Source organism: Dactylosporangium thailandense (assembly GCF_059739745.1).
In genome coordinates this window covers 9,953,682-9,975,089 of record NZ_AP029195.1, presented here as the reverse complement: position 1 = coordinate 9,975,089, position 21,408 = coordinate 9,953,682, and the positions used below count along the sequence as shown (strand labels likewise).

Annotated in this window: 23 protein-coding genes; 3 read left to right on the top strand and 20 right to left on the bottom strand. The window is 70.5% G+C overall.

Going from position 1 to position 21,408, the window contains the following annotated elements; translation table 11 throughout:
* Position 1: 1 nt before the first annotated feature.
* Complete coding sequence (gene fbaA / locus AC6JBM_RS44355) at positions 2–1,027, bottom strand: class II fructose-bisphosphate aldolase (protein ID WP_433081740.1); 1,026 nt, start codon at positions 1,025–1,027, stop codon at positions 2–4.
* A 233-nt stretch (positions 1,028–1,260) separates the two neighbouring features.
* Between fbaA and AC6JBM_RS44350 the strand changes: the two genes are divergently transcribed.
* The gene (locus tag AC6JBM_RS44350) at positions 1,261–1,473 is read left to right on the top strand and encodes a hypothetical protein (protein ID WP_350613941.1); all 213 of its coding nucleotides are present in this window, start codon (positions 1,261–1,263) and stop codon (positions 1,471–1,473) included.
* Between the two features lie 9 nt (positions 1,474–1,482).
* On the opposite strand, the gene AC6JBM_RS44345 is transcribed toward AC6JBM_RS44350, so the two are convergent.
* From AC6JBM_RS44345 to amrS, 5 genes are all read right to left on the bottom strand, one after another.
* Positions 1,483–2,397 (bottom strand): LCP family protein, encoded by a 915-nt coding sequence (locus AC6JBM_RS44345; protein ID WP_497986681.1) that lies wholly within the window; start codon positions 2,395–2,397, stop codon positions 1,483–1,485.
* Positions 2,397–2,903, bottom strand: a complete 507-nt coding sequence (locus AC6JBM_RS44340) for a SigE family RNA polymerase sigma factor (RefSeq protein WP_497979701.1) — start codon at positions 2,901–2,903, stop codon at positions 2,397–2,399. Before AC6JBM_RS44340 ends, AC6JBM_RS44345 begins: the two co-directional genes overlap by 1 nt.
* 58 nt (positions 2,904–2,961) lie before the next feature.
* Positions 2,962–3,849, bottom strand: coding sequence for a phytanoyl-CoA dioxygenase family protein (locus tag AC6JBM_RS44335; protein ID WP_497979700.1), 888 nt, complete (start codon positions 3,847–3,849; stop codon positions 2,962–2,964).
* Positions 3,850–4,016: 167 nt separating this feature from the next.
* The gene (amrB, locus tag AC6JBM_RS44330) at positions 4,017–4,781 is read right to left on the bottom strand and encodes an AmmeMemoRadiSam system protein B (protein ID WP_497979699.1); all 765 of its coding nucleotides are present in this window, start codon (positions 4,779–4,781) and stop codon (positions 4,017–4,019) included.
* Positions 4,778–5,842 carry an AmmeMemoRadiSam system radical SAM enzyme gene (gene amrS, locus AC6JBM_RS44325; RefSeq protein ID WP_497979698.1) on the bottom strand — a complete coding sequence of 355 codons (1,065 nt, stop codon included), beginning with the start codon at positions 5,840–5,842 and terminating at the stop codon, positions 4,778–4,780. The genes amrB and amrS overlap by 4 nt, the downstream gene beginning before the upstream one ends.
* A 46-nt stretch (positions 5,843–5,888) precedes the next feature.
* On the opposite strand from amrS, the gene AC6JBM_RS44320 reads away from it, so the two are divergent.
* Positions 5,889–6,683 carry a DedA family protein gene (locus tag AC6JBM_RS44320; protein ID WP_497979697.1) on the top strand — a complete coding sequence of 265 codons (795 nt, stop codon included), beginning with the start codon at positions 5,889–5,891 and terminating at the stop codon, positions 6,681–6,683.
* 1,159 nt (positions 6,684–7,842) lie between these two features.
* Here AC6JBM_RS44320 and AC6JBM_RS44315 read toward each other — a convergent pair.
* Genes AC6JBM_RS44315 through pyrE form a run of 3 tightly spaced genes read right to left on the bottom strand, consistent with a single transcriptional unit; the run spans position 7,843 to position 9,485 of the window.
* A complete protein-coding gene (locus tag AC6JBM_RS44315; protein ID WP_497979696.1) occupies positions 7,843–8,502 on the bottom strand; it encodes a class II aldolase/adducin family protein in 660 nt (219 codons plus the stop codon).
* Positions 8,503–8,504: 2 nt separating this feature from the next.
* A complete protein-coding gene (locus AC6JBM_RS44310; protein ID WP_033359976.1) occupies positions 8,505–8,885 on the bottom strand; it encodes an ArsR/SmtB family transcription factor in 381 nt (126 codons plus the stop codon).
* Between the two features lie 57 nt (positions 8,886–8,942).
* The gene (pyrE, locus tag AC6JBM_RS44305) at positions 8,943–9,485 is read right to left on the bottom strand and encodes an orotate phosphoribosyltransferase (RefSeq protein ID WP_497979695.1); all 543 of its coding nucleotides are present in this window, start codon (positions 9,483–9,485) and stop codon (positions 8,943–8,945) included.
* Between pyrE and AC6JBM_RS44300 the strand changes: the two genes are divergently transcribed.
* The gene (locus tag AC6JBM_RS44300) at positions 9,484–9,606 is read left to right on the top strand and encodes a hypothetical protein (RefSeq protein WP_350613954.1); all 123 of its coding nucleotides are present in this window, start codon (positions 9,484–9,486) and stop codon (positions 9,604–9,606) included. The genes pyrE and AC6JBM_RS44300 overlap by 2 nt on opposite strands.
* Before the next feature lie 273 nt (positions 9,607–9,879).
* Here the strand turns inward: AC6JBM_RS44300 and AC6JBM_RS44295 are convergent, their stop codons facing one another.
* The 11 genes from AC6JBM_RS44295 to dnaK form a co-directional block, all read right to left on the bottom strand.
* Positions 9,880–10,656: an SDR family NAD(P)-dependent oxidoreductase gene (locus AC6JBM_RS44295; protein WP_497979694.1), complete on the bottom strand. Its 777-nt coding sequence runs from the start codon at positions 10,654–10,656 to the stop codon at positions 9,880–9,882.
* 55 nt (positions 10,657–10,711) lie between these two features.
* Positions 10,712–11,401 (bottom strand): hypothetical protein, encoded by a 690-nt coding sequence (locus AC6JBM_RS44290; RefSeq protein ID WP_497979693.1) that lies wholly within the window; start codon positions 11,399–11,401, stop codon positions 10,712–10,714.
* Between the two features lie 54 nt (positions 11,402–11,455).
* Positions 11,456–11,821, bottom strand: a complete 366-nt coding sequence (locus tag AC6JBM_RS44285; protein WP_497979692.1) for a hypothetical protein — start codon at positions 11,819–11,821, stop codon at positions 11,456–11,458.
* A 28-nt stretch (positions 11,822–11,849) separates the two neighbouring features.
* Positions 11,850–14,444 (bottom strand): ATP-dependent chaperone ClpB, encoded by a 2,595-nt coding sequence (gene clpB / locus AC6JBM_RS44280; RefSeq protein ID WP_497979691.1) that lies wholly within the window; start codon positions 14,442–14,444, stop codon positions 11,850–11,852.
* A gap of 103 nt (positions 14,445–14,547) precedes the next feature.
* The gene (locus AC6JBM_RS44275) at positions 14,548–15,720 is read right to left on the bottom strand and encodes a beta propeller repeat protein (protein ID WP_497979690.1); all 1,173 of its coding nucleotides are present in this window, start codon (positions 15,718–15,720) and stop codon (positions 14,548–14,550) included.
* Complete coding sequence (locus AC6JBM_RS44270) at positions 15,717–16,286, bottom strand: DUF1707 SHOCT-like domain-containing protein (RefSeq protein ID WP_350613962.1); 570 nt, start codon at positions 16,284–16,286, stop codon at positions 15,717–15,719. Before AC6JBM_RS44270 ends, AC6JBM_RS44275 begins: the two co-directional genes overlap by 4 nt.
* A gap of 48 nt (positions 16,287–16,334) precedes the next feature.
* Entirely contained in the window at positions 16,335–16,766 is a 432-nt protein-coding gene (locus AC6JBM_RS44265) for a hypothetical protein (protein ID WP_350613963.1), read from the bottom strand.
* A 298-nt stretch (positions 16,767–17,064) separates the two neighbouring features.
* Entirely contained in the window at positions 17,065–17,514 is a 450-nt protein-coding gene (locus tag AC6JBM_RS44260) for a heat shock protein transcriptional repressor HspR (protein ID WP_497979689.1), read from the bottom strand.
* Positions 17,504–18,733, bottom strand: a complete 1,230-nt coding sequence (gene dnaJ, locus AC6JBM_RS44255; protein WP_497979688.1) for a molecular chaperone DnaJ — start codon at positions 18,731–18,733, stop codon at positions 17,504–17,506. The genes AC6JBM_RS44260 and dnaJ overlap by 11 nt, the downstream gene beginning before the upstream one ends.
* 25 nt (positions 18,734–18,758) lie before the next feature.
* Positions 18,759–19,412 carry a nucleotide exchange factor GrpE gene (gene grpE, locus AC6JBM_RS44250; RefSeq protein ID WP_497979687.1) on the bottom strand — a complete coding sequence of 218 codons (654 nt, stop codon included), beginning with the start codon at positions 19,410–19,412 and terminating at the stop codon, positions 18,759–18,761.
* The gene (gene dnaK / locus AC6JBM_RS44245; RefSeq protein WP_497979686.1) at positions 19,409–21,280 is read right to left on the bottom strand and encodes a molecular chaperone DnaK; all 1,872 of its coding nucleotides are present in this window, start codon (positions 21,278–21,280) and stop codon (positions 19,409–19,411) included. Before dnaK ends, grpE begins: the two co-directional genes overlap by 4 nt.
* Between the last annotated feature and the right edge of the window lie 128 nt (positions 21,281–21,408).

The following is a 21,408-nucleotide window of genomic DNA, read 5'->3' as shown; positions in this document are numbered from 1 at the left end:
CCTACTTGGAGAGCGTGGTGCCCGTCGAGCGCAGGTGCTCGCAGGCCTCGACGACGCGGGCGGCCAGCCCGGCCTCGCCGGCCTTGCCCCAGGCGCGCGGGTCGTACGCCTTCTTGTTGCCGACCTCGCCGTCGACCTTCAGCACACCGTCGTAGTTGGTGAACATGTGCGCGGCGACCGGACGGGTGAACGCGTACTGCGTGTCGGTGTCGATGTTCATCTTGACCACGCCGTAGTCGAGGGCCTCGCGGATCTCCGAGAGCAGCGAGCCCGAGCCGCCGTGGAAGACCAGCGAGAGCGGCTTGTCCTTGCCGTACTTCGCGGCGACGGCGTCCTGGATCGTCTTGAGGATCTCGGGGCGCAGCTTGACGTTGCCCGGCTTGTAGACGCCGTGCACGTTGCCGAAGGTCAGGGCGGCCATGTAGCGGCCCTTCTCGCCCAGGCCGAGCTTCTCGACCATGGCCAGGCCGTCCTCGACGGTGGTGTACAGCTTCTCGTCGATCGCGCCGACGACGCCGTCCTCCTCGCCGCCCACCACGCCGACCTCGATCTCGAGGACGACCTTGGCCGCGGCCGTCTTGGCCAGCAGCTCCTCGGCGATGTCGAGGTTCTCGCCCAGCGGCACCGCGGAGCCGTCCCACATGTGCGACTGGAACAGCGGCTCCTCGCCCTTGGCGACGCGCTCGGCGGAGATGTCCAGCAGCGGGCGGACGAACTTGTCCAGCTTGTCCTTCGGGCAGTGGTCGGTGTGCAGCGCGATGTTCACCGAGTACTTCTTCGCGACCTCGTGCGCGAACGCCGCCAGCGCGACCGACCCCGTGATCATGTCCTTCACGGTCGGACCGGAGATGTACTCCGCGCCACCGGTCGAGACCTGGATGATGCCGTCGCTCTCGGCCTCGGCGAAACCGCGGATCGCCGCGTTGAGCGTCTGCGACGAGGAGACGTTGATCGCCGGGTAGGCGAACGCGCCGGCCTTGGCGCGGTCGAGCATCTCGGCGTAGACATCGGACGAGGCGATGGGCATGACGGCGCTCCTTGACTGTTTGGATCGTGCGGTTTGGAGCCGATCGACGCGAGCTCCACGCGGACCGCTCTGTCCTGCCACGGAGTATCTCGCAGTCCCGAGCATCGCTCGTAGCCGGGTGACCTGACCGGGAAATACGGGGGCGACCGGGCAAAGGGGGCGCAACAGTCGTACGGTGGAGAACGGCCAAGGACGGAAGCGAGCTACCGCAGCGAGCGACAGGGAGCCCGGCGATGACCCAGCCAGACGAGGAACTGCTGACCATCGAGGACCGTCTCGACCCGGACGTGCGCGACCCGGAGTCGTCGCCCGAGGATGCGGCCGAGCAGGCCCAGCCGGCCAATCCGCTGGACCGGCCGTACACACCCCACGCGCGGCCGTGGGAGGCGAACGAGTACGACGCCATCGAGCAGGACCGCGAGGTCGACCTCAACGACGAGTACTAGCGACGGCCGCTAGCCCAGTGTGAACTGGGGGTGCGCCGTCAACCAGGCGCCGACCCTTCCGTTGCGCATGGCCTCGTAGAGCCCGTCGCCCCCCGGCAGGGGCTCCGGGACGCCGTTGGACGAGACCACCGGCAGCCGGACCGCCGAGATCGCCGACGGGTCCACGCCTGCCATCCGTGCGGCCAGCGACGGCAGCGACGCGGTGCCGAGGTGCAGTTCGAGCGCGCCTCCGGCCGCGGCGAGCAGGCCGGGCACCCTGGTCGGGTCGGCGGCGGCCTTCGCGAGCCCGGTCAGGTACTGATGCAGCACCCGATCATCGCCCGACGCCAGCGATCGGCGCAGGTAGTCGCCCGCCTCGCCCGGATCGTAGTGCCGGCATACGGGCGCGCAGAGGTCGACGCCGCCCGCGGCCCGGGTGACCGCCTCGAGTCCGGCGATGTCGACGACCGCGCCGCCATCGAGCGTCAGCCCGGTCATGCCGGCGACCGCCTCGGCCGCGAGCTCGTACCCGCCGACCAGGTAGGCCCCGTCGGCGCGCTGCGGGCCGATGCCGGGCAGGTCGAGCAGGAGATCGCGGGGGATCACGACCTCGTAGGCGGTGCGCGCGGCCGGGTTCACGTGCAGCAGCACGATGGCGTTGGCCTTGACGCGCACCGGCGTGCCGGTGCCCCGGTCGATGCCGACGATCAGCAGGTTCACCGGCTGGCCGGGCTCGGGCGCGGCGGGCGGCGCCGCGTGGGGCCGGGCCACGATCGGCACCAGCAGCAGCGCGAGGGAGCACAGGAAGGTCAGGCCGGAGAAGACCCAGCGCCGCAGCGCGCGCAGCCGCCGGGCCCCGGTCACGATCGACTCGCCCAGGTCGGGCGACGCGGCCGGGACCAGCTCCTCGTGGCGGGCGAAGGTCTCGCGCAGCAGGTCGTCCATCACGGCTTCGCACCCCCGTCCACGGTGACCGTGGGCGCGACGCTGGTGCGCAGGGTCGCGAGCGCCCGGGAGATCCACGAGCGCACGGTGCCGACCGGGCAGCGCATCACCTCGGCGATCTCGCCGTCGGTGAGCCCCTCGTAGTAGCGCAGGACGAGCGCGGCGCGCTGCTGGCGGGGCAGCCGCCCGAGCCACAGCCACATCTGGTCGCGCTCGGCGTGCCCGTCGGCGTGGTCGGGCTCCGGCACGCCGGTGTCGACCTCGACGCCGCGCAGCGCGACCCGGCGCAGCCAGGAGCCGCGGTGCAGGTCGACGTACGCATTCGTGATCATGCGCTTCACGTAGCGCTCGGGCATGTCGGCCGCCGCGATCCGCCGCCACTTGAGCTGCGCGCGGATCATCGTCTCCTGCACGAGGTCCTGCGCCGTGTGCGGATCGCCGGTCAGCATGACGGCGTAGCGCACCAGCGCCTGCAGCCGCGCCTCGACGAACTCCTCGAACGTCAACCCGACCCCTTCGCCCGTCCCCGACCCTATGACGCATCGAGGACGGGCGAACATTGCACTAGGGGATCAGCGGGGGGTAGCTCGGGTCGAGCAGCCCTCGGTCGCGCAGGGCGGTGTAGAGCGGCGTCGACTCGGGGTAGTGGCCCCAGTGGTGGTCGCCGTCGCCGACACCCACCCCGCCGAGGAGTTGCTGCTGGACCGGGTTCAGCCGGTTCCACCACGGCTTGCTGGGCAGGTCGGCGATCTCGTCGCGGATGGCGATCCAGCGGTACGTGTAGCCGAGGAAGACGCAGCGCCGGGTGATCTCGGAGTGGTTGTCCGAGCGGGCGTGCCAGATCCGGCGGTCGAAGAAGACCACGTCGCCCGCGTCGACCTTGACCTGGATCGCGCCCGGCGGCGCCGGCCACGGCACGTCGCGCTTCGGCGGGCCGGGCAGCCAGTTGGTGGTGTGGCTGCCGGGGATGAGCGTCAGGTTGCCGCGTCCCTCCTCGGAGACGTCCGAGAGCCAGTACGCGAGCTTCACCGACAGCCGCGGCCGCGGGTCGGTCTCCAGCTCACGGTTCTGCCGCCCGCCGTCCTGGTGCCAGTGCCACCAGTCCGGCTTCGCCGCCGGGACGGTCGGGTGCACGTCGAGGTGCGAGTGGTAGATGTGCACGTTCCAGCCGAGGATCGACCAGACCAGCGGGAGCGTCGCCGGGTGATCGATGAGGCCGGCCAGCTCCGGGCAGCTCGTGACGGCACTGAGCAGGTGCAGCGAGCCGTCCGCCGCGCGCGGGTGCGTGGCGTGCGCGACATCGAGCACCGACGCGTAGTGACGCACCTCGTCCGGGCTCAGCACGCCCTTCAGCACGAGGTAACCGTCCGTGTCGAACTGCTCCCGCTGCTCGCTCGTCATCGGCACCCAGCCGGTGCCGGCCGCCGGGCCGGCCGTCGTCGTGGCAGACATGCCCCGTTCTCCAGTTCCGGCGCCGAACACCGGCGCCTCCATCCGGAAGACGGTCGTGGAGCACAACTTCAGAGGTCGGCCGATCGGTCAGGGTCTTTTAGCCGATTCGGACGCAACGGAATCGACCGTTATGACGTCGGTGTGCCAGATATGACTACCCAGCGTCATCAGTTCAGCGAGGCCGCAAGGTAGCCGACCACCCGGTCCGGGGGGCCGCCCTCGTCGCCCGACGTGGCCCGGTGCAGCTCGCGAACCGTCGATCCGCGGCCTCGGGCCCACGCCAGCAGACCGCGCAGCGCGTACCGCCCGCAGGCGTCCCGCTCGCCGATGTCCCCGGGTTCGAGCCGCGCAACGGCGTCGATGGTCCGCGCGTCGGCCGCCCGGGCCTGCTCCTGTGGCAGGAAGTGCGAAAGATCGGTGCTGCACAGCACGATCGATCCGGGCTCGTCGACGGCGGCCAGCAGCTCCGCGACCGCGTCCGCCTCGGCGAGCCCCACGCATATCGGCAGCACCTTCGAGAGCCCGAGCAACTGCAGAAACGGGAGTTGTACCTCCAGTGAGTGCTCGGGCGCGTGCGGTGCGTCGTCCGCCCGAGCCAGCCCGGCCGCGACGAGCTTGTCGGCACCCCGTGTGTCGAGCGTCACAGCACCCAGCGGCGTCGACCACTCGGCGAGCGTCGGCACCGCGGCCCCTCGCAGCGGCACCCGGTGCGCGGGGCCGAGGAGGACGATGCGCTCGGCCGTGCGCCCCTCGAGCCGGCGGTACACGTGCGCCGCCGTCGGACCCGACCACCGGTAACCGGCGTGCGGGACGATGTAGGCGCGGGATTCGTCCTGCTCAGGCGGTACAGCTGCCAAAAGCTCTTCCACCGTGGCGTGCAGCTCCCTCGGGTCGGCCGGGTAGAAGCTGCCGGCCACGGCGGGCGGCCTCATCCGATGGCCACCGGCAACCGGCGGCGTCCCCAGCCCCCGGCCGGCCCCTCGAACACGCCCGGCACCGCGAACCCGCACGCGGTGCAGCGCCCGTCGTCGGTGAGCGCGTACGCGACCAGGTCGTACCAGTCGCGCACGACCGCGGCCGCCCCACAGCCCGGGCAGCGGGTCGTCTGGCCCTCGGGGTCGTGGATGTTGCCGGTGTACACGAACCGCAGCCCCGTCTCCAGCGCGATCCGCCGCGCCCGGCGCAGGGTCTCGGGCGGGGTCGCGGGCACGTCACGCATCTTGAAGTCGGGGTGGAACGCGGAGAAGTGCAGCGGCACGTCCGGCCCCAGGTGCTCCAGCAGCCAGTCGCACTGCTTGCGCAGCTCCTCGTCGCCGTCGTTGCGGCCCGGGATGAGCAGCGTGGTCACCTCGAACCAGACGTCGGTCGTGCGCAGGTACTCCAGCGTCTCCAGCACCTTGTCGAGCCGCGCGAACGTGATCTTGGAGTAGAACTGCTCGCTGAACGCCTTGAGGTCGATGTTCGCCGCGTCGATGTGCCGGTAGAACTCCTCCCGCGGGGCCGGGTTCATGTATCCGGCCGAGACCGCGACCGATTTGATCCCGCGCTCGCGGCACGCGTCGGCGACATCCATGGCGTACTCCATGAAGATCACCGGGTCGTTGTAGGTGAACGCGATCGAGCGGCAGCCCAGACGCTCGGCCTCGGCGGCGAGCTGCTCCGGGCCGGCGGCCGAGCCGAGCGTGTCCACCTCGCGGCTCTTGGAGATGTCCCAGTTCTGGCAGAACCGGCAGCCGAGGTTGCAGCCCGCCGTGCCGAAGGACAGCACCGGCGTGCCCGGCAGGAAGTGGTTCAGCGGCTTCTTCTCGATCGGGTCCACGCAGAATCCCGAGGACTTGCCGTAGGTCGTGAGCACGATCTCGTCGCCCTCGCGCTGCCGGACGAAGCAGAAGCCGCGCTGGCCCTCGTGCAAACGGCAATTGCGGGGACAGACATCGCACTGCACCCGACCGTCATCGAGCCGGTGCCAATGCGCGGTCGTGACCACCGCCATACTCCGAGCTTAGCCTTGCAAGGACGCTCACGTACCCTGGTGACCCGTGGAAGAAAAGACGCGCGCCCTGGGCGACCTGCTCTCCCTCAACCCTCTCGACGCGAAGGGGCTGCTGAGCACGTTCGGCGTGATCGGCGTCTGGCTCATCATGTTCGTCGAGACCGGGCTGCTGGTCGGCTTCTTCTTCCCCGGCGACTCGCTGCTGTTCCTGGCGGGCGTCGCCGCATCGCCGGTGGCCAGCGAGCTGGTCGGCACCCACATGAGCCTCACCCAGCTACTCATCGGCGCCCCGATCTGCGCGATCGCGGGCGCCCAGCTCGGCCACTACCTCGGCGCCCGCTACGGCCGGAAGATGTTCGACCGGCCCAACTCACGGATCTTCAAGCGGGAGTACGTCGAGAAGGCCGAGCACTACTTCGCGAAGTTCGGCCCCGCGAAGGCGGTCGTGCTCGCCCGCTTCATTCCGATCGTGCGCACCTTCCTCAACCCGGTCGCGGGCGTCGTGGGCATGCCGGCACGCCAGTTCTTCATCTGGAACGTGGTCGGCGGCATCCTGTGGACCGACGGCATCATCCTGGCGGGCTGGGCGCTGGCCAAGCAGATCCGCGACGTGATCCCGGACGGCCAGATCGACAAGTACCTCCTCCCGGCCGTGGTCCTGATCGTGCTGATCTCGGCGCTGCCGATCTTCATCGAGATCTTCCGCGGCTGGCGCGAGCGCAAGCGGGGCAATGGGACCAAGACGGCCCACCTCGCCGCCGACCCGGCGAACGCGCCTACGGAGGTCTTCCCGGCCGTGCCGCCGACGGACCGCCCGGGCAACCACCGCGTGCGCGATTAGTTACATCGAAATCACGTTGAGTAATTCGATTTCACTCAATGTGTTAGGGTGTAATTGATCGGTACGGCACCCTCTGGACCCACGACTCTCTGCGTCAGGACGTTCGGATCAGGGCCTGGAGGAAGACGTTGCCGGTCTTCTCCGGGTCCTGATCCAACTGCTCCTGCTCCTGCTCCTGCTCCTGCTCCTGCTCCTGCTCCTGCTCCTGCTCCTGGTCCTGCTCCTGGTCCTGCTTCTGCCTCTGCGCCGGCCCGCCGTCGCCGCGATCGCCTCGAGCTGCTCGCGTCGGACGCCGGAGTCGAGTCGGTGGGCAGTTCCAGCCTCAGGTTCGCCCGGCTCGTTCCGGACTTCGAGTTCGAGCCGCGCTGGCCCTTGCGGTGGCGGTCCTTGGGCGAGCGACAGGCGGCGAGCATCGGCTCGTTGCCGCGCACGCCAGCCGGCCACGCTGAGGCGCGGGGGTGCTTCGACTCGCGGCGGGTGCGCTGAGGCCGCGGCGGGTGCGCTTCGGCCGCGCCGGGTGCGTTGAGGCTGCGGCGGGCGCGCTGGCCGCGGCTCGTGAAGGCGTCCGGGGCGCGGGGCCGGCGTGGCGGCCAGGTTCAGCGCCAACTGCCCGTCCAACCGCGCGGAAGTCCAGCGCGGCCTCGGCCGCCGACACCGCGATCACCAGCCGGCCGCGCCATCCTACGGCGTGTGCTGGCCCGCAGCGGGCACGCCGAGACCGCGATTCGTGAAGACATCCGGGTCCCGGGCCGGCCCAGCGGCCGCCGACCAGCAGCCCAACCACACGGAAGTCCAACGCCTCCGCGCGGCGCAACCGGCAGAACGAGGCCTGACCGGCCCGACCGTCCGGATCTTGAGGCTCGCGGAAGTCCAGCACCGCCAACACCGCGATCACCAGCCGGCCGCGCCGTCCTGCGGCCCGCAACGAGCACGCCGAGACCGCGATTCGTGAAGACATCCGGGCCGCGAGCCGGCCCAGCGGCCAGAATCGCCGCCGACCAGCAGCCCAACCACACGGAAGTCCAACGCCCCCGCGCGGCGCAACCGGCAGAGCACGGCCTGACCGGCCCGACGGCCCCGACGAAGAGTCACACGCCACCGCCCGCGCGGCATCGGTCGCAATGGGCGCGCGAAGGGTCAGCCCGACCGGCTCAAAAGATCAGGCAGTGGCCGCGGGATCGTCCAGCCAGTCGGTCGGCAACGACCTCGGCGCCACGCGAAGCGTCAGTGCGCTGTACGTCAGCCGCGCCGCCTCCTCGAGGTACAGCGCGCGCTTGTGCGCCAGCTCGACAGAGTCCGCGACAACGGAGCACCCATGGCGCGACAGCACCACACAGTTGGTCCCGTCCGCGCACGCCTCGGCCGCCAGCTTCCCGACCTCGGGCCGGCCCGGCGGCACGAACGGCGTAGTCGCCACCCGCCGCAGATAGAAAGCGTGGTCGGTCGTGACCAGCCGGATCGGCTCGGCGATCGCATCGAGCAGCAGGACACTCTGCGGGTGCAGGTGCACGACCGCGTTGACGTCCGGCCGGACGCGATAGGTGGCCAAATGGAGCCCGAGCTCCGAAGACGGCGCGACCCCCGAGTTGTCAAGGGTCGCGCCGTCGCTGATTCGGATCCGAACGAATGAACCGCGGTCGAGCCGGTCGAGCCAGGTTCCGGCCGCGGTTGCCCAGCATTCGTCCGTGCCTGGTGCCCGGGCGGAGAGATTGCCACCCGAGCCCACGACGAGTCCGGCCTGCACGACCGCACGCCCGAGATGGGCGAGCTGGTCGCGAAGGTCCCCGGCCGGGTAGTGCCCAGAGGCGCTACCCGACACTGCTAGCGAGGCGCCTTCTTGGTCGCGCGCTTACGCGGCGGCGTCAGAAGGTCGGCGATGGTGCCGATGGCGGAGGGCACGAGGCGGTAGAACGCCCACACACCCCGCTTCTCGCGCTCCAGCAGACCGGCCTCGGTCAGGATTCGCAGGTGGTGGCTCACAGTCGGCTGCGAGAGCCCGAGCGGAGCCGTCAGGTCACACACACACGCCTCGCCGTCGGGAGCCGACTGGATCAGGCTCAGCAGCCGGAGTCGGGCCGGGTCGGCAAGCGCCTTCAGGACGCCGGCCAAACGCTCGGCATCGGCGCGGTCAATTGGCTCGCCGGCAAGCGGCGAGATCTGGGGCAGGGTCATCTCAGCCAGCGCAGTTCCCACGTATTCCATCCTTCCACCAACACCATCGACCCGCCTGCATATGCGCAGGTCCGAATCGACAATTTTTCAGCCCTGTCGGCCGAGTTCGGCCAACGAAAACGCTGAGCGATAGCTCAGCCCCGCGGCGCGAACCGCCTTTTCCGCGCCTCTGTCGACGATAACGGCGCAACCGACCACATCGGCGCCCGCCTCTCGCAACGCGTCGACCGCAGTGAGCACACTTCCACCTGTAGTGGAGGTGTCCTCGACCGCGAGGACGCGCCGGCCGGCGACGTCGGGCCCCTCGACCCGACGCTGCAGACCATGAGCCTTGTCACTCTTACGGACGACGAACGCATCAAGCGGACGTCCTCCGCGAGCAGCCGCCGCATGCAGCATCGCGGTGGCCACCGGGTCCGCGCCGAGGGTCAGCCCTCCCACGGCATCGAACTCCCAGTCGTCGACGAGATCGAGGAGCACCCGGCCGACCAACGGTGCACCAGCATGGTGCAGCGTCAAACGACGAAGGTCCACGTACCAGTCGGCAACTTGTCCGGACGACAGCGTGACCCGTCCTTCGACCACGGCTAGGTCGCGTACGAGTTTCAGCAGGTCGTCACGGTCGGTCATGTCCGAAGCGTACGCGCTAAAGCTGCGCGGTGAATCGATGACCCGCACTCTCGGCGAAATTAATGGCCGTCAAGGGGACAAGGGTGAATACGAAGGTGATCGCAGCGATCACCACGAGTGACGCGAGAGGTACCGGTGACAGGGGATAACGATGCACCGATGCCCTTGAGATGAATCCGAATCTTGCTCTCATTAGATCGTTGCAATGCTCGATGGGCACCTCTGACCTGCGCAAACAACCGAACGTACCGTCCCTGGCCAACCGGATGCCCATGGGAGCGCTGCTAATCGGCCCATCAGCCGTTCGTACGTGACCACAATCATGTTCGATACACAGCAAACTCAATGCTTGCAGAGATGCACACATCGACGGTCACCGGTGCCAGGATGGGGGTTAATGCTCCTCATGCCCGATGCGTCCCCTCCCGAGCACCGCCGCGCGCTGAAGGAACCCGCGGGGTGCGTAGCGCATGAACGCCACCGCGATCTTGTACCTCCGGCCAGGCACGCTGACCGCCCGGCCCCGCCGCAGGTCCGTGAGGGCCGCCCGCACCACCCGCTCGGCGTCCAGCCAGATCCACGACGGCGCCCGGGACATGTCGATGCCGGCCGCCTCGTGGAACTCGGTGCGGACGTAGCCGGGGCACAGCGCCATGACCCGAACCCCGGTCCCCCGCACGAGCAGCGCCTGCGACTCGCTGAAGCTGGTGACCCAGGCCTTGCTCGCCGGATACGTCGAGCCCGGCATCAGCGCCGCGAACCCCGACGCCGACGAGACGTTGACGATGCCGCCCCGGCCCCGCTCGACCATCCCGGGCAGGGCGGCCAGCGTGAGGCGCATGACCGCGTGAACGTTGAGCCGCAGCAGCTCCTCCTCCAGCTCGGGCGTGGAGCGCAGGAAGGAGCGGTTGAGCGACCGCCCGGCGTTGTTCACGAGCAGGTCGATCGGGCGCCCCGGGTCGGTCAGCCGGGCCGCGACCGCGTCGGCGCCCTCGGCGGTGGCCAGGTCGGCGACCAGCACCTCGACCGGCCCGGGCAGTTCTGCGGCTAGGGCCTCGAGCCGCTCGCCGCGGCGGGCGACGAGCACGAGCGCGTGGCCCTGGGCGGCGAGCTCGCGGGCGAAGGCGGCCCCGAGGCCGGCCGAGGCCCCGGTGACGAGAGCGGTGGGCATCGCGGCAGGGTAACGAACAAGGGGACCGGGCGAACCCGGTCCCCTTGTCACACGCTCAGCCGTTCGGTGGCCCGTAGCCGGGCGGAGGCGGCGGGTAGCCACCCGGACCGCCGGGGCCGGGCGGGGGTGGCGGGAAGCCCCCCGGACCGCCGTAGCCGGGCGGGGGCTCCCACTGGGGCTGCTCCTTGCGGAAGTACGGGTGCGAGGCGGGCAGGGCCAGCAGGACGATCGGTAGCGCGACCGCGATGACGATCAGGATGCTGAGCACCGTGGTGACCGGCTGATACCAGCTGGGCACCGCCGAGTAGACGAGTTCCTGGTACTTGTCCCAGGTGGGCAGCTCCGGGCTGTTCTTGCGGGCCGTGTCCCAGAACGTCTTCGCGAACAGGGTCGTGCCGATGTTGAGGATGCCGCAGCACAGCGCGATGCCGCCGACGACCCAGGTCAGCACCCGGGCGACCTGGTTGCCGCGGCTCACGAAGTAGCCGAGCAGCACCAGGATCACGATGATGATGAAGCCGAAGATGACGCCGACCGATGAGCCGATGCCGGTGGTCGTGGTCGCGCTGGTGTTCAGGCCGGCGCTCTCGTAGACCTTCTTCGTGCCCTCGGCGATCTTGCCGGCGTAGAGGAGCGAGAGTACGACCTGGATCACTTCGAGCCCCGCCGCCGCGAACAGCAGGGTCGACGCCAGGCTGACGGTGGACGGCCGGACGCGTGGCCCGGCCGGCACTGCGAAAGACATCGGGTTGGCTCCCCTCCCAGGAACGTTCCTGGGGATCACCGTATCGATGCGCCGCTAATCTCGCAGCCGCTCTTCGGCATACCGCGCGACCGTCGTGGTGCCCATGATGCAGCCGGTGAACGTCTTGACCTCGCCGCGCTGGCCGGAGAGCTTCTGCCAGGCCGAGCGCCCGGCCGCCGCGTCGGCGTGCGTCAGGAGCTCGGCGGCGTAGACCCGCCCGGCCGGGGTGGCCTTGTCGAGCAGCGCCTCGAGCCGCGGGCGCAGCTCGCCGGCGTGCCGGCGCAGGCCCTCCTCGACCGCGAAGTACGCCTTGGTGGCGGGCAGGAGGGTGCCGGCGATGCCGACGCCGCCGAACGCGAGCGTGTCGGCGTCGGCGAGCAGTCGCAGCTCCTCGTCGTACGCCTGCTTCTTCCACAGCATCAGCCGCACACCCTCCCCTAGTTTCCGGCTAGCCGGCCCGCACCGTGAGCGTCTTCTTGTCGTCGGACAGGTCGACCAGCACCCGGTCCCCGTCCCGGATCTCGCCGCCCAGGAGTGCCTTGGCGAGCTGGTCACCGATCGACGTCTGGATCTGGCGGCGCAGGGGGCGGGCCCCGTAGACCGAGTCATACCCAAGACTGGCCAGCCAGTCACGTGCGGCGTCGGACACGTCGAGCGTGAGCCTGCGGTCGGCCAGACGGCGGCCGAGCGCATCGAGCTGAATCTCCACGATGGCACGCAGATCGGTCTGCGACAAAGCGTTGAACACCACCATGTCGTCCAGCCGGTTCACGAACTCCGGCTTGAAGTGGCCCCGCACGGCGGCGATGACCGCGTCGCGGCGCTGCTCCGGCAGGAGCGTCGGGTCGTCGGCGAGCACCTCCGAGCCGAGGTTCGAGGTCAGGATCAGGATCGTGTTGCGGAAGTCGACCGTGCGGCCCTGCCCGTCGGTGAGCCGGCCGTCGTCGAGCACGGCCAGCAGCACGTCGAACACGTCCGGGTGGGCCTTCTCCACCTCATCGAGCAGCACGACGGTGTACGGCCGCCGCCGCACCGCCTCGGTGAGCTGGCCGCCCTCCTCGTAGCCGACGTAGCCGGGCGGTGCGCCGACGAGCCGGGCGACGTTGTGCTTCTCGCTGTACTCGCTCATGTCGATGCGCACCATCGCGCGCTCGTCGTCGAAGAGGAACTCCGCGAGCGCCTTGGCCAGCTCGGTCTTGCCCACGCCGGTCGGGCCCAGGAACAGGAATCCGCCGGTGGGCCGGTCGGGATCGGCGACGCCGGCCCGGGCGCGGCGCACCGCGTCGGAGACGGCCTGGATCGCCGCGTCCTGCCCGATGACCCGGCTGCGCAGCGAGTCCTCCATGCGCAGCAGCTTGGCGGTCTCGCCCTCCAAGAGCCGGCCGGCCGGGATGCCCGTCCAGGAGGCGACCACGGCGGCGATGTCGTCCGCGGAGACCTCCTCCTTGAGCATCGCGCCCGCGGACTGCAGGGCGACGAGCTCGCTCTCGGCCTGCTGAAGGTCCCGCTGCAGGCCCGGGATCACGGCGTAGCGCAGCTCGGAGACCTTCTCCAGGTCGTTGTCGCGCTCGGCCCGCTCGGCCTCGAGCCTCAGCTGCTCCAGCTGCTCCTTGGTGTTGGAGATCTTCTGGATGTGCGCCTTCTCGTTCTGCCAGCGGTCGGTGAGCGCGCTCAGCGATTCGCGACGGTCGGCGAGCTCGGCCCGCAGCCGCTGGAGCCGCTCGGCCGAGGCCTGGTCGGGCTCCTTGGCCAGCGCCATCTCCTCGATCTCGAGGCGGCGCACGTTGCGCTCGACCTCGTCCACCTCGGTCGGGCGCGAGTCGATCTCCATGCGCAGCCGGGAGGCCGCCTCGTCGACGAGGTCGATGGCCTTGTCCGGCAGGAAGCGGTCGGTGATGTACCGATCCGACAGCGCGGCCGCGGCGACCAGCGCCGCATCGGTGATCCGCACGCCGTGGTGGACCTCGTAGCGCTCCTTGAGCCCGCGCAGGATGCCGATGGTGTCCTCGATCGTGGGCTCGCCGACCACGACGGGCTGGAAGCGCCGCTCGAGGGCCGGGTCCTTCTCGATGTGCTCGCGGTACTCGTCCAGCGTCGTCGCGCCGACCATCCGCAGCTCGCCGCGGGCCAGCATCGGCTTGAGCATGTTGCCGGCGTCCATCGAGCCCTCGCCCTTGCCGGCGCCGACGACCGTGTGCAGCTCGTCGAGGAACGTGATGACCTGCCCGTTGGAGCCCTTGATCTCCTCGAGCACGGACTTGAGCCGCTCCTCGAACTGGCCGCGGTACTGCGCGCCGGCCACCATGGCGCCGAGGTCGAGGCTGACCAGGCGTTTGTCCCGCAGTGACTCGGGCACGTCGCCGGCCACGATGCGCTGGGCGAGGCCCTCCACGATCGCGGTCTTGCCGACGCCGGGCTCGCCGATGAGCACGGGGTTGTTCTTGGTACGCCGGGACAGCACCTGGATCACCCGGCGGATCTCGGCGTCGCGGCCGATCACCGGGTCGATCTTGCCGTCCCGGGCGGACTGGGTGAGGTCGACGCCGTACTTCTCCAACGCCTGGAAGGTCTGCTCCGGATCGGCCGAGGTCACCTTGCGGTCGCCCCCGCGGATCTGCGGGAACGCCGCGACCAGGGTCTGCTCGGTCGCCCCGGCGTCCTTCAGCAGCGTCGCGACCTGTCCGCCGACGCGCGCGAGGCCCGCCAGCAGGTGCTCGGTCGACGTGTACTCATCGCCCAGCGGGCGAGCGATCTGCTCGGCGGCCGCGATCGCGTTGGCGAACTCGCGGGCGACGTTGGGCTCCACGACACTCGAGCCGCGGGCGCTCGGCAGCCGCTCGACGGCGTGCAGAGCGGCACGGCGCACGTCGGCCGGGTTGGCCCCGACGGCACGCAGCAGGCCGGCGGCGGTCGATCCGCCCGTGTCCAGCAGCGTCAGGAGCAGGTGCCAGGGTTCAACGGTCGCGTGTCCGCGCTGGCTCGCCGCGTCCACGGCGGCCTTGATGACCTCGCGACTCTTGGTGGTCAGGCGTTCGGCGTTCATCGTTTGCTCGCAGACTCCTCGGTCCAGTGCGTCCTACAGGAGGTACGACACCCACGGGGTTGAGTCTATTCCACTCAACTCTGATTTGCCGAGCGTCACGGAACTATCGCGCCGAGACTCCCACGTGCACCCAGTCACATCCCTGGTCGCCGACGGTGCAGAGCCAGACGTCGCCGGACTGCTGGGCGGGGTACCCGAGAATCGTCGTGGCATCGATGCGCCGCAGCCGGAAGATCAGCCGGGCTCCCGTGTCGCGCACCCGCTGCCGCTCGTCGACGAGCCAGACGCCCTGCCCGCTGGCGACGAGCAGCCGATGGCCGGGCAGCACCTCGGCGCTGAAGACCTGGGTGACCTCGCGCATCGCGGTCGACTCGCTCCAGGCGACCGCCGAGTTCGAGGCCTGGCCCGCCACCATGCGGGCCGCGAACTGGGCGCCGACCAGCCACACGTCCTGCCCGTCGGGCGAGACGAACGGCCGGACGACGGCGTCGGGCTGGGGCGCGATCGTGCTGCCCTGCGACTTCCAGGTGCGCCCGTGGTCGGAGCTGCTCCAGACGCTGATCGTGGTGCCGCCGGCGGGCGAGGAGCCGGCCGCGCCGCCGGACGAGCGGGCGGTCAGCCAGAGCGTGCCGTTCGCGGCCGCGGTGAGGCCGGTCCAGTCGTGCTGGCCGGACGGGCGGGCCGGCAGCGGGGCCCGGTTGCCGTCGTCGCCCACCACCCACGGCTGGGCGTCGGCGCAGCCGTTCGCGGCGGGGTCCTGGCAGCCGACCGAGTACTGCGGATCGGCGAGGTTGAGCTCGACCGGCGGCGGGGTGAGCGGACGGCGCTCGAAGGTGCGGCCGGTGTCGCGGGAGATGAAGTACCCGTCCGGCGCCGCCTTGAGGATCAGCACGTTGCCACGGCCGAGGCGCATGTCGATGTCGAGCGCGTCGTTGAACGGCAGGTCGCGCGCCACCCAGCTGGCGCCGCCGTCGAGGGTGAGCGCGAGCCCGGCCTTGCACGTGGTCCCGGCCACGCACGAGGTGAACAGCGCATAGCCGGTGCCGGCGTCGGCGAACTCGACGCCGCGGGGCGAGGTGCCCTTCGGCACCGGCACGACGGTCTGCCGGTCCTTGGGATCGGTGCTCGGATAGGCGGTGGGCACGTCCTCGTAGGAGACGTCCCCGTCCGGGGTCTGCTCCGCCTGCGGGGTGCTGTTCGGCGCACACGAGCCCGCGCTCAACGTCGTGACCAGGGCGGCGGCGAGCGCGAAGACCAGGACGCGGCGGCGTCTCACCAGCGCCAGCGCCAGAACCTGCGCTGGTAGCGCACCCGCACGCTGCTGCTGCGCACCTCGCCGCCGATGCGGAAGACGATCCCGGAGCCGGTCGAGTCGTAGGCGGCGGGCACCTTCTGCTTGAGCGAGCTCGAGCGCGGCGCGATGCTGTCGATGTCGGCGGTCGCCCCGCGCGGCAGCACCAGCTCGATCGAGCTGGACCGGGCCTCCAGCCGCACCTCGACCAGCTGGGAGGTGAACTGGGCCTCGGTGAAGTCGAGCTTGACCGATCCGGCCCGCGTGCTGATGAGCAGCTTCCGCGGCACCGTCCAGCGCCCGACCCGCTTGAGGCTGGAGGCGTGGTTGCGGATCTCCTGCTGCTCCGGGGCGGCGATCGGGCCCTTCTGCGGCAGGTCCCCGACATACGGCTCGATCTCGCCGAACGTGCGGGACCGCAGCACGCCGTCGACGCGCTCCTCGAACTCGGCGAGCGTCAGCCGGCCCTCGGACACGGCGGCGTTGAGCTGAGCGACCACGAGCTCCCGCTCGGCGTCGGAGATGCGCATGTCCGGCCGGTCCTGGCTCACGACGACACTGTAGACCTCAGCGGGATCGAAAGTCTCTAGCCTCGAGCGTCAGCTGAGGCGCCGGGGCTGGCGCACGAGGCCGCCCTCGCACCAGTCGTGGTATTCGAAGAGGTCGGGGCGGGCCAGGAGCATGCGCACGTTGTGCGCCCACGTAGCGAGCAGCTCGTCGCCGTTGTCCTCGGCCTGCTCGACGAACTTCTTCAGCCGCCGCTTCGGGTGGGCGCGGAAGTGCGTGCGGATGCCGTCGGCGGCGTAGATGTAGAGGCAGTGCAGGGCGAAGCGGCGCGCCGGGCAGCCCGGGTCCATGGCCAGCTCGAAGAGGGTGCCGATCAGCCGGTCGCCGGCGACCAGCAGGTCCCAGTCGGGCGGCATCGTCGACAGCAGCGACGCGTCGGGGTGGTAGGCCCACGCTCGCAGCTCCGCCGGGGTTGGGTCGACCGGGTTCTCGAAGCCCCGGAATCCCGCCTCTGTCACGCTCACCGTCAGCTCCCGTGGCCAGCGGGTTATAACAACCGTCAGGGGTCCTTGGTTTGGCGACAACTTAGCCCGGCACCAGGTTGCATGGGAAGAGGGGAAGCGGTCGCTTACTTACCGTGAACCCGTACATAGACGGATTTGTCACCCTATCGTGGACCAAATACGAGGGGCGTCTCGCAAATAGCGAGACGCCCCTCGAGGTGACCACACCCCTTGCGCTTGCCGCCCCGGTCAGCCTCCGGAACGACCGCACCATTCCCTGATCCAGTGGTGCCCCTGCCGCGCGCGAGCCAAACGTCCGTCAGGAATTCTTGGCCGGACGCCACACCACGAGCGCGGTCTGATGCTGGTTGGACGGCACGAGATCGCGCCGCGGGAAGCCCGCCGCCTCGATCTGCGCCAGCCGGGTGCGCGTGCGCACGAGCTCGGCCTCGAGCTCGGCCACCCGCTGCCGCAGGTCGCCGACCATGCCCTCCAGCTCGATGATCCGCTTGATGCCGGCGAGGTTGACGCCCTCTTCCTGGCTGAGGCGCTGCACCTCGCGGAGCAGCGCGACGTCGCGCTCGCTGTAGCGGCGCCCGCCGCCGGCCGTCCGGCCGGGCTGCACCAGGCCCATGCGGTCGTACTGCCGCAGGGTCTGCGGGTGCATCCCGGCCTGCCGCGCCGCGATCGAGATGATCAGGACCTTGGCGTCGGAGACCGCCTCGAAGCTGATGAAGACCTCGCTCTGGATGTCTTCGTCATCGCTCATAACTACTGCGCTCCCGTGCGATCGCGTCGAGCCGCTCGCGAGGAGCCGGCGGCGCCGCGGCCGCATAGTCGGACAGAGCCTGCCGCGCCTTCTCGGACAGCTCGGCCGGCACGTGGACATCGATGGTGACCAGCAGGTCACCGACGTTGCCGTCGCGCCGGGCGACGCCCTTGCCGCGCACCCGCAGCGTCCGCCCGCTCGGGGTGCCCGGGGGCACCCGCAGCGTGACGGCCGCGTCGAGCGTCGGCACGCGCAGGTCGGCCCCGAGAGCCGCCTCCGCGAACGTCACCGGCACCGTCAGCGTCAGGTCGTCGCCGCTGCGGCCGAAGACCGGGTCGGGACGGACCTTGATGAGCACGAACAGGTCGCCGGGCGACCCGCCCCGGGCCCCCGGCTCGCCCCGTCCGGCCAGCCGGATGCGCTGGCCGTCGGAGACGCCCGCCGGGATGCGCACGTTGATCGTGCGGGTCTTGGTGACCCCGCCGGTCCCGTGGCACTCCGGGCACTTCTCGTCGACGATGGTGCCCACGCCCTGGCACTCGCGGCAGGGCTCGGTGAAGCTGAACGAGCCCTGGTTGCTGCTCACGACGCCGAGGCCGCGGCACTTCGGGCAGGTCCGGGGGGACGAGCCGGGTGCCGCGCCGTTGCCGTGGCAGGTCTCGCAGGTGCCGGGCGTGCGCAGGGTGATCGGCAGCGTCGCGCCCTGCACCGCGTCGACGAAGTTGAGCACGACCTCGGTCTCGACGTCCCGGCCGCGGCTGCGCCGTCCGGTCGCGGGAGCGGCGCCGCCACCGGAGAAGATCGAGCTGAACAGGTCCGAGAAGCCCGCGCCGCCGAAGCGCCGGTCCCCGCCGGCCCCCGCGGGGCCGGCGCCGCCACCGGCGGTCGACCCCGCGTTGCCGAACAGGTCGGTGAAGTCGAACCCGGGCCCGCCCGCGCCCGCCGGGCCACCGGCCCGGGCGTTGCGGCGGAACTGCCCCGCGCCGAACAGCGACCGCATCTCGTCGTACTCTTTGCGCCGCGCCGGGTCGGAGAGCACGTCATAGGCCTCCGACACCGCCTTGAACCGCTCCTCGGCCGCCGCGTTGTTCGGATTCCGGTCGGGGTGCAACTCCCGCGCGAGCTTCCGGTACGCCTTCTTGATCTCGTCGGTGGGAGCGGATTTGGTGACGCCCAGAACCGCGTAGAAATCCTTTTCCAACCAGTCCTTCGAACTCATTGCGCCACCTCCTCCAGGCGTTCGTCTACTCCGGGTCGGCGACCGCGACCAGTGCTGGTCGCAGCAGCCGCTCGCCGAGGAGGTAGCCGCGCCGCATCACGTCGATGCAGGTCGGCTCGGCCACCTCGGCCGAGGTCAGATGGGCCACCGCCTCGTGGCGGGTCGGGTCGAACGGGTCGCCCTTGGCCCCGAAGACGGTCAGCCCGAACTTGGTCAGCGCGGCGTTCAGCTGCTCCGCCACCGCCCCGAAGGGCCCGACCAGGTCGCCGTGATCGCGCGCCCGGTCGAGGTCGTCGAGCACCGGCAGCAGCGCGCCGAGCACGTTGGCGCTCGCCTGCTCGACCACCTGCGCCCGGTCGCGGTCGACCCGCTTGCGGTAGTTGGCGTATTCGGCGGTGACCCGCTGCAGGTCACGCGTCCGCTCGTCGAGCTCGGTGCGAAGGGCCGCCAGCTCCGCGCCCAGCCCGTGCTGGTGCGTGTCGTCGGTGGTGCCCTGCGCCGCCGCCTGATTCGGACCCTCGGCGGGGGCGTGCACCGTGAACTCCTCGTCCACGATCTCGCCCTCCACCGGCTTCTCCTCCTCCGGCTCCTCCGTGGCTCCCGCCGTGACGGTCTCGTCGACCGTCACGGCGTCGGCCTCAGGCGCCTCCGGCGCGGCCGGCTTCTTGGCATCCGTCACTTCTTGTTGTCCTCGTCGATGATCTCGGCGTCCACGACGTCCTCGGGACCGTTGCCGCCGGCGGCACCCGTGGCACCGGCCCCGCCGGGCGCGCCGCCCGCGGCACCGCTCGCGTCACCGGCGGCCTGCTGGCGCTGCTGCTCGTACAGCGCGCTGCCGGCCTGCTGCGAGACCTGGGCGAGCTTCTCGTGCGCCGCCTTGATCCGCTCGGTGTCGTTGCCGCCGAGCGCGCTGCGCAGGTCGCCCAGCGCCTCGTTCATCTGCTCGCGGGACTCCGCGGGGATCTTGTCGCCGCTCTCGGCCAGGAACTTCTCGGTCTGCCACTGCAGGGCCTCGGCCAGGTTGCGGGTCTCGGCCTCCTCGCGGCGGCGCTTGTCCTCGTCGGCGTGGTCCTGCGCGTCGCGCATCATCCGCTCGATGTCGTCCTTCGGCAGCGCGGAGCCGCCGGTGATCGTCATCGACTGCTCCTTGCCCGTGCCCAGGTCCTTCGCGGACACGTGCACGATGCCGTTGGCGTCGATGTCGAAGGTGACCTCGATCTGCGGCACGCCACGCGGCGCCGGCGGGATGCCGGTCAGCTCGAAGGTGCCGAGGCGCTTGTTGTACGCCGCCATCTCCCGCTCGCCCTGGAAGACCTGGATGAGCACGGAGGGCTGGTTGTCGTCCGCCGTCGTGTAGACCTCGGAGCGCTTGGTCGGGATGGTCGTGTTGCGCTCGACCAGCTTGTGCATGATGCCGCCCTTGGTCTCGATGCCCAGCGACAGCGGGGTGACATCGAGCAGCAGGACGTCCTTGACCTCGCCCTTGAGCACGCCGGCCTGCAGGGCGGCGCCGACGGCGACGACCTCGTCCGGGTTGACGCCCTTGTTGGGCTCCTTGCCGGTGAGCTGCTTGACCAGGTCGGTCACGGCCGGCATACGGGTCGAGCCGCCGACGAGGATGACGTGGTCGAGCGTGGCGACGTTGATCCCGGCGTCCTTGATCGCCGACTCGAACGGCACCTTGGTCCGGTCGAGCAGGTCCTGCGTCATCCGCTGGAACTCCGAGCGCGACAGCTGGGTGTCCAGGTGCAGCGGGCCGTCGGGGCCGGCGGTGATGTAGGGCAGGTTGATCGACGTCGTGGTGGCCGCGGACAGCTCGATCTTGGCCTTCTCGGCCGCCTCGCGCAGGCGCTGCATGGCCATCTTGTCGGCCGACAGGTCGATGCCGTGCTGGCCGCGGAAGGTCTTGACCAGGTGGTCGATCACGCGCTCGTCCCAGTCGTCGCCACCGAGGTGGTTGTCGCCGGAGGTCGACTTGACCTCGACGACGCCCTCGGCGAGCTCGAGGACGGAGACGTCGAAGGTGCCGCCGCCGAGGTCGAAGACCAGGACGGTCTGCTCCTTCGAGCCCTTGTCCAGGCCGTAGGCGAGGGCCGCGGCGGTGGGCTCGTTGACGATCCGCAGCACGTTGAACCCGGCGATCTCGCCGGCCTCCTTGGTCGCGGTGCGCTGCGCGTCGTTGAAGTATGCCGGCACGGTGATGACCGCGTCGGTGATCTGCTCGCCCAGGTAGGCCTCGGCGTCGCGCTTGAGCTTCATCAGGACCCGCGCGGAGATCTCCTGCGGGGTGTACTTCTTACCGTCGATGTCGATGGCCCAGTTGGTGCCCATCTCGCGCTTGACGGAGCGGATGGTCCGGTCCGGGTTGGTGACGGCCTGCCGCTTGGCGACCTCACCGACGAGCACCTCGCCGTTGCGGGCGAAGGCGACGATCGACGGCGTCGTGCGCGCACCTTCGGCGTTGGCGATGACGCTGGGCTCGCCGCCCTCCAGGACACTGACCACCGAGTTGGTGGTTCCGAGGTCGATGCCGACCGCACGTGCCATAGCTGCTTGACCTCCATGGGGCAGTCGGCGTTTGACCGCCGGCCGCGAAGTTGAGTGACTGTCACTCAATAGTGCCACGAGTCGCTCGATCGTCAAGTGGAACCTTGAGTCTGCCTGACGCAACTCCG

Bases quoted from the DNA above. Each gene is read 5' to 3' on its own strand.
- dnaJ (WP_497979688.1), bottom strand. From the start codon at position 18,733: ATGAGTTCGAAGGACTGGTTGGAAAAGGATTTCTACGCGGTTCTGGGC.
- AC6JBM_RS44290 (WP_497979693.1), bottom strand. From the start codon at position 11,401: ATGTCTTTCGCAGTGCCGGCCGGGCCACGCGTCCGGCCGTCCACCGTC.
- amrB (WP_497979699.1), bottom strand. From the start codon at position 4,781: ATGAGGCCGCCCGCCGTGGCCGGCAGCTTCTACCCGGCCGACCCGAGG.
- dnaK (WP_497979686.1), bottom strand. From the start codon at position 21,280: ATGGCACGTGCGGTCGGCATCGACCTCGGAACCACCAACTCGGTGGTC.
- AC6JBM_RS44300 (WP_350613954.1), top strand. From the start codon at position 9,484: ATGTCCGAAGCGTACGCGCTAAAGCTGCGCGGTGAATCGATGACCCGC.
- AC6JBM_RS44260 (WP_497979689.1), bottom strand. From the start codon at position 17,514: ATGAGCGATGACGAAGACATCCAGAGCGAGGTCTTCATCAGCTTCGAG.
- AC6JBM_RS44310 (WP_033359976.1), bottom strand. From the start codon at position 8,885: ATGGAATACGTGGGAACTGCGCTGGCTGAGATGACCCTGCCCCAGATC.
- pyrE (WP_497979695.1), bottom strand. From the start codon at position 9,485: ATGACCGACCGTGACGACCTGCTGAAACTCGTACGCGACCTAGCCGTG.
- AC6JBM_RS44350 (WP_350613941.1), top strand. From the start codon at position 1,261: ATGACCCAGCCAGACGAGGAACTGCTGACCATCGAGGACCGTCTCGAC.
- AC6JBM_RS44345 (WP_497986681.1), bottom strand. From the start codon at position 2,397: ATGGACGACCTGCTGCGCGAGACCTTCGCCCGCCACGAGGAGCTGGTC.
- AC6JBM_RS44295 (WP_497979694.1), bottom strand. From the start codon at position 10,656: ATGCCCACCGCTCTCGTCACCGGGGCCTCGGCCGGCCTCGGGGCCGCC.
- AC6JBM_RS44335 (WP_497979700.1), bottom strand. From the start codon at position 3,849: ATGTCTGCCACGACGACGGCCGGCCCGGCGGCCGGCACCGGCTGGGTG.
- fbaA (WP_433081740.1), bottom strand. From the start codon at position 1,027: ATGCCCATCGCCTCGTCCGATGTCTACGCCGAGATGCTCGACCGCGCC.
- clpB (WP_497979691.1), bottom strand. From the start codon at position 14,444: ATGAACGCCGAACGCCTGACCACCAAGAGTCGCGAGGTCATCAAGGCC.
- amrS (WP_497979698.1), bottom strand. From the start codon at position 5,842: ATGGCGGTGGTCACGACCGCGCATTGGCACCGGCTCGATGACGGTCGG.
- AC6JBM_RS44285 (WP_497979692.1), bottom strand. From the start codon at position 11,821: ATGCTGTGGAAGAAGCAGGCGTACGACGAGGAGCTGCGACTGCTCGCC.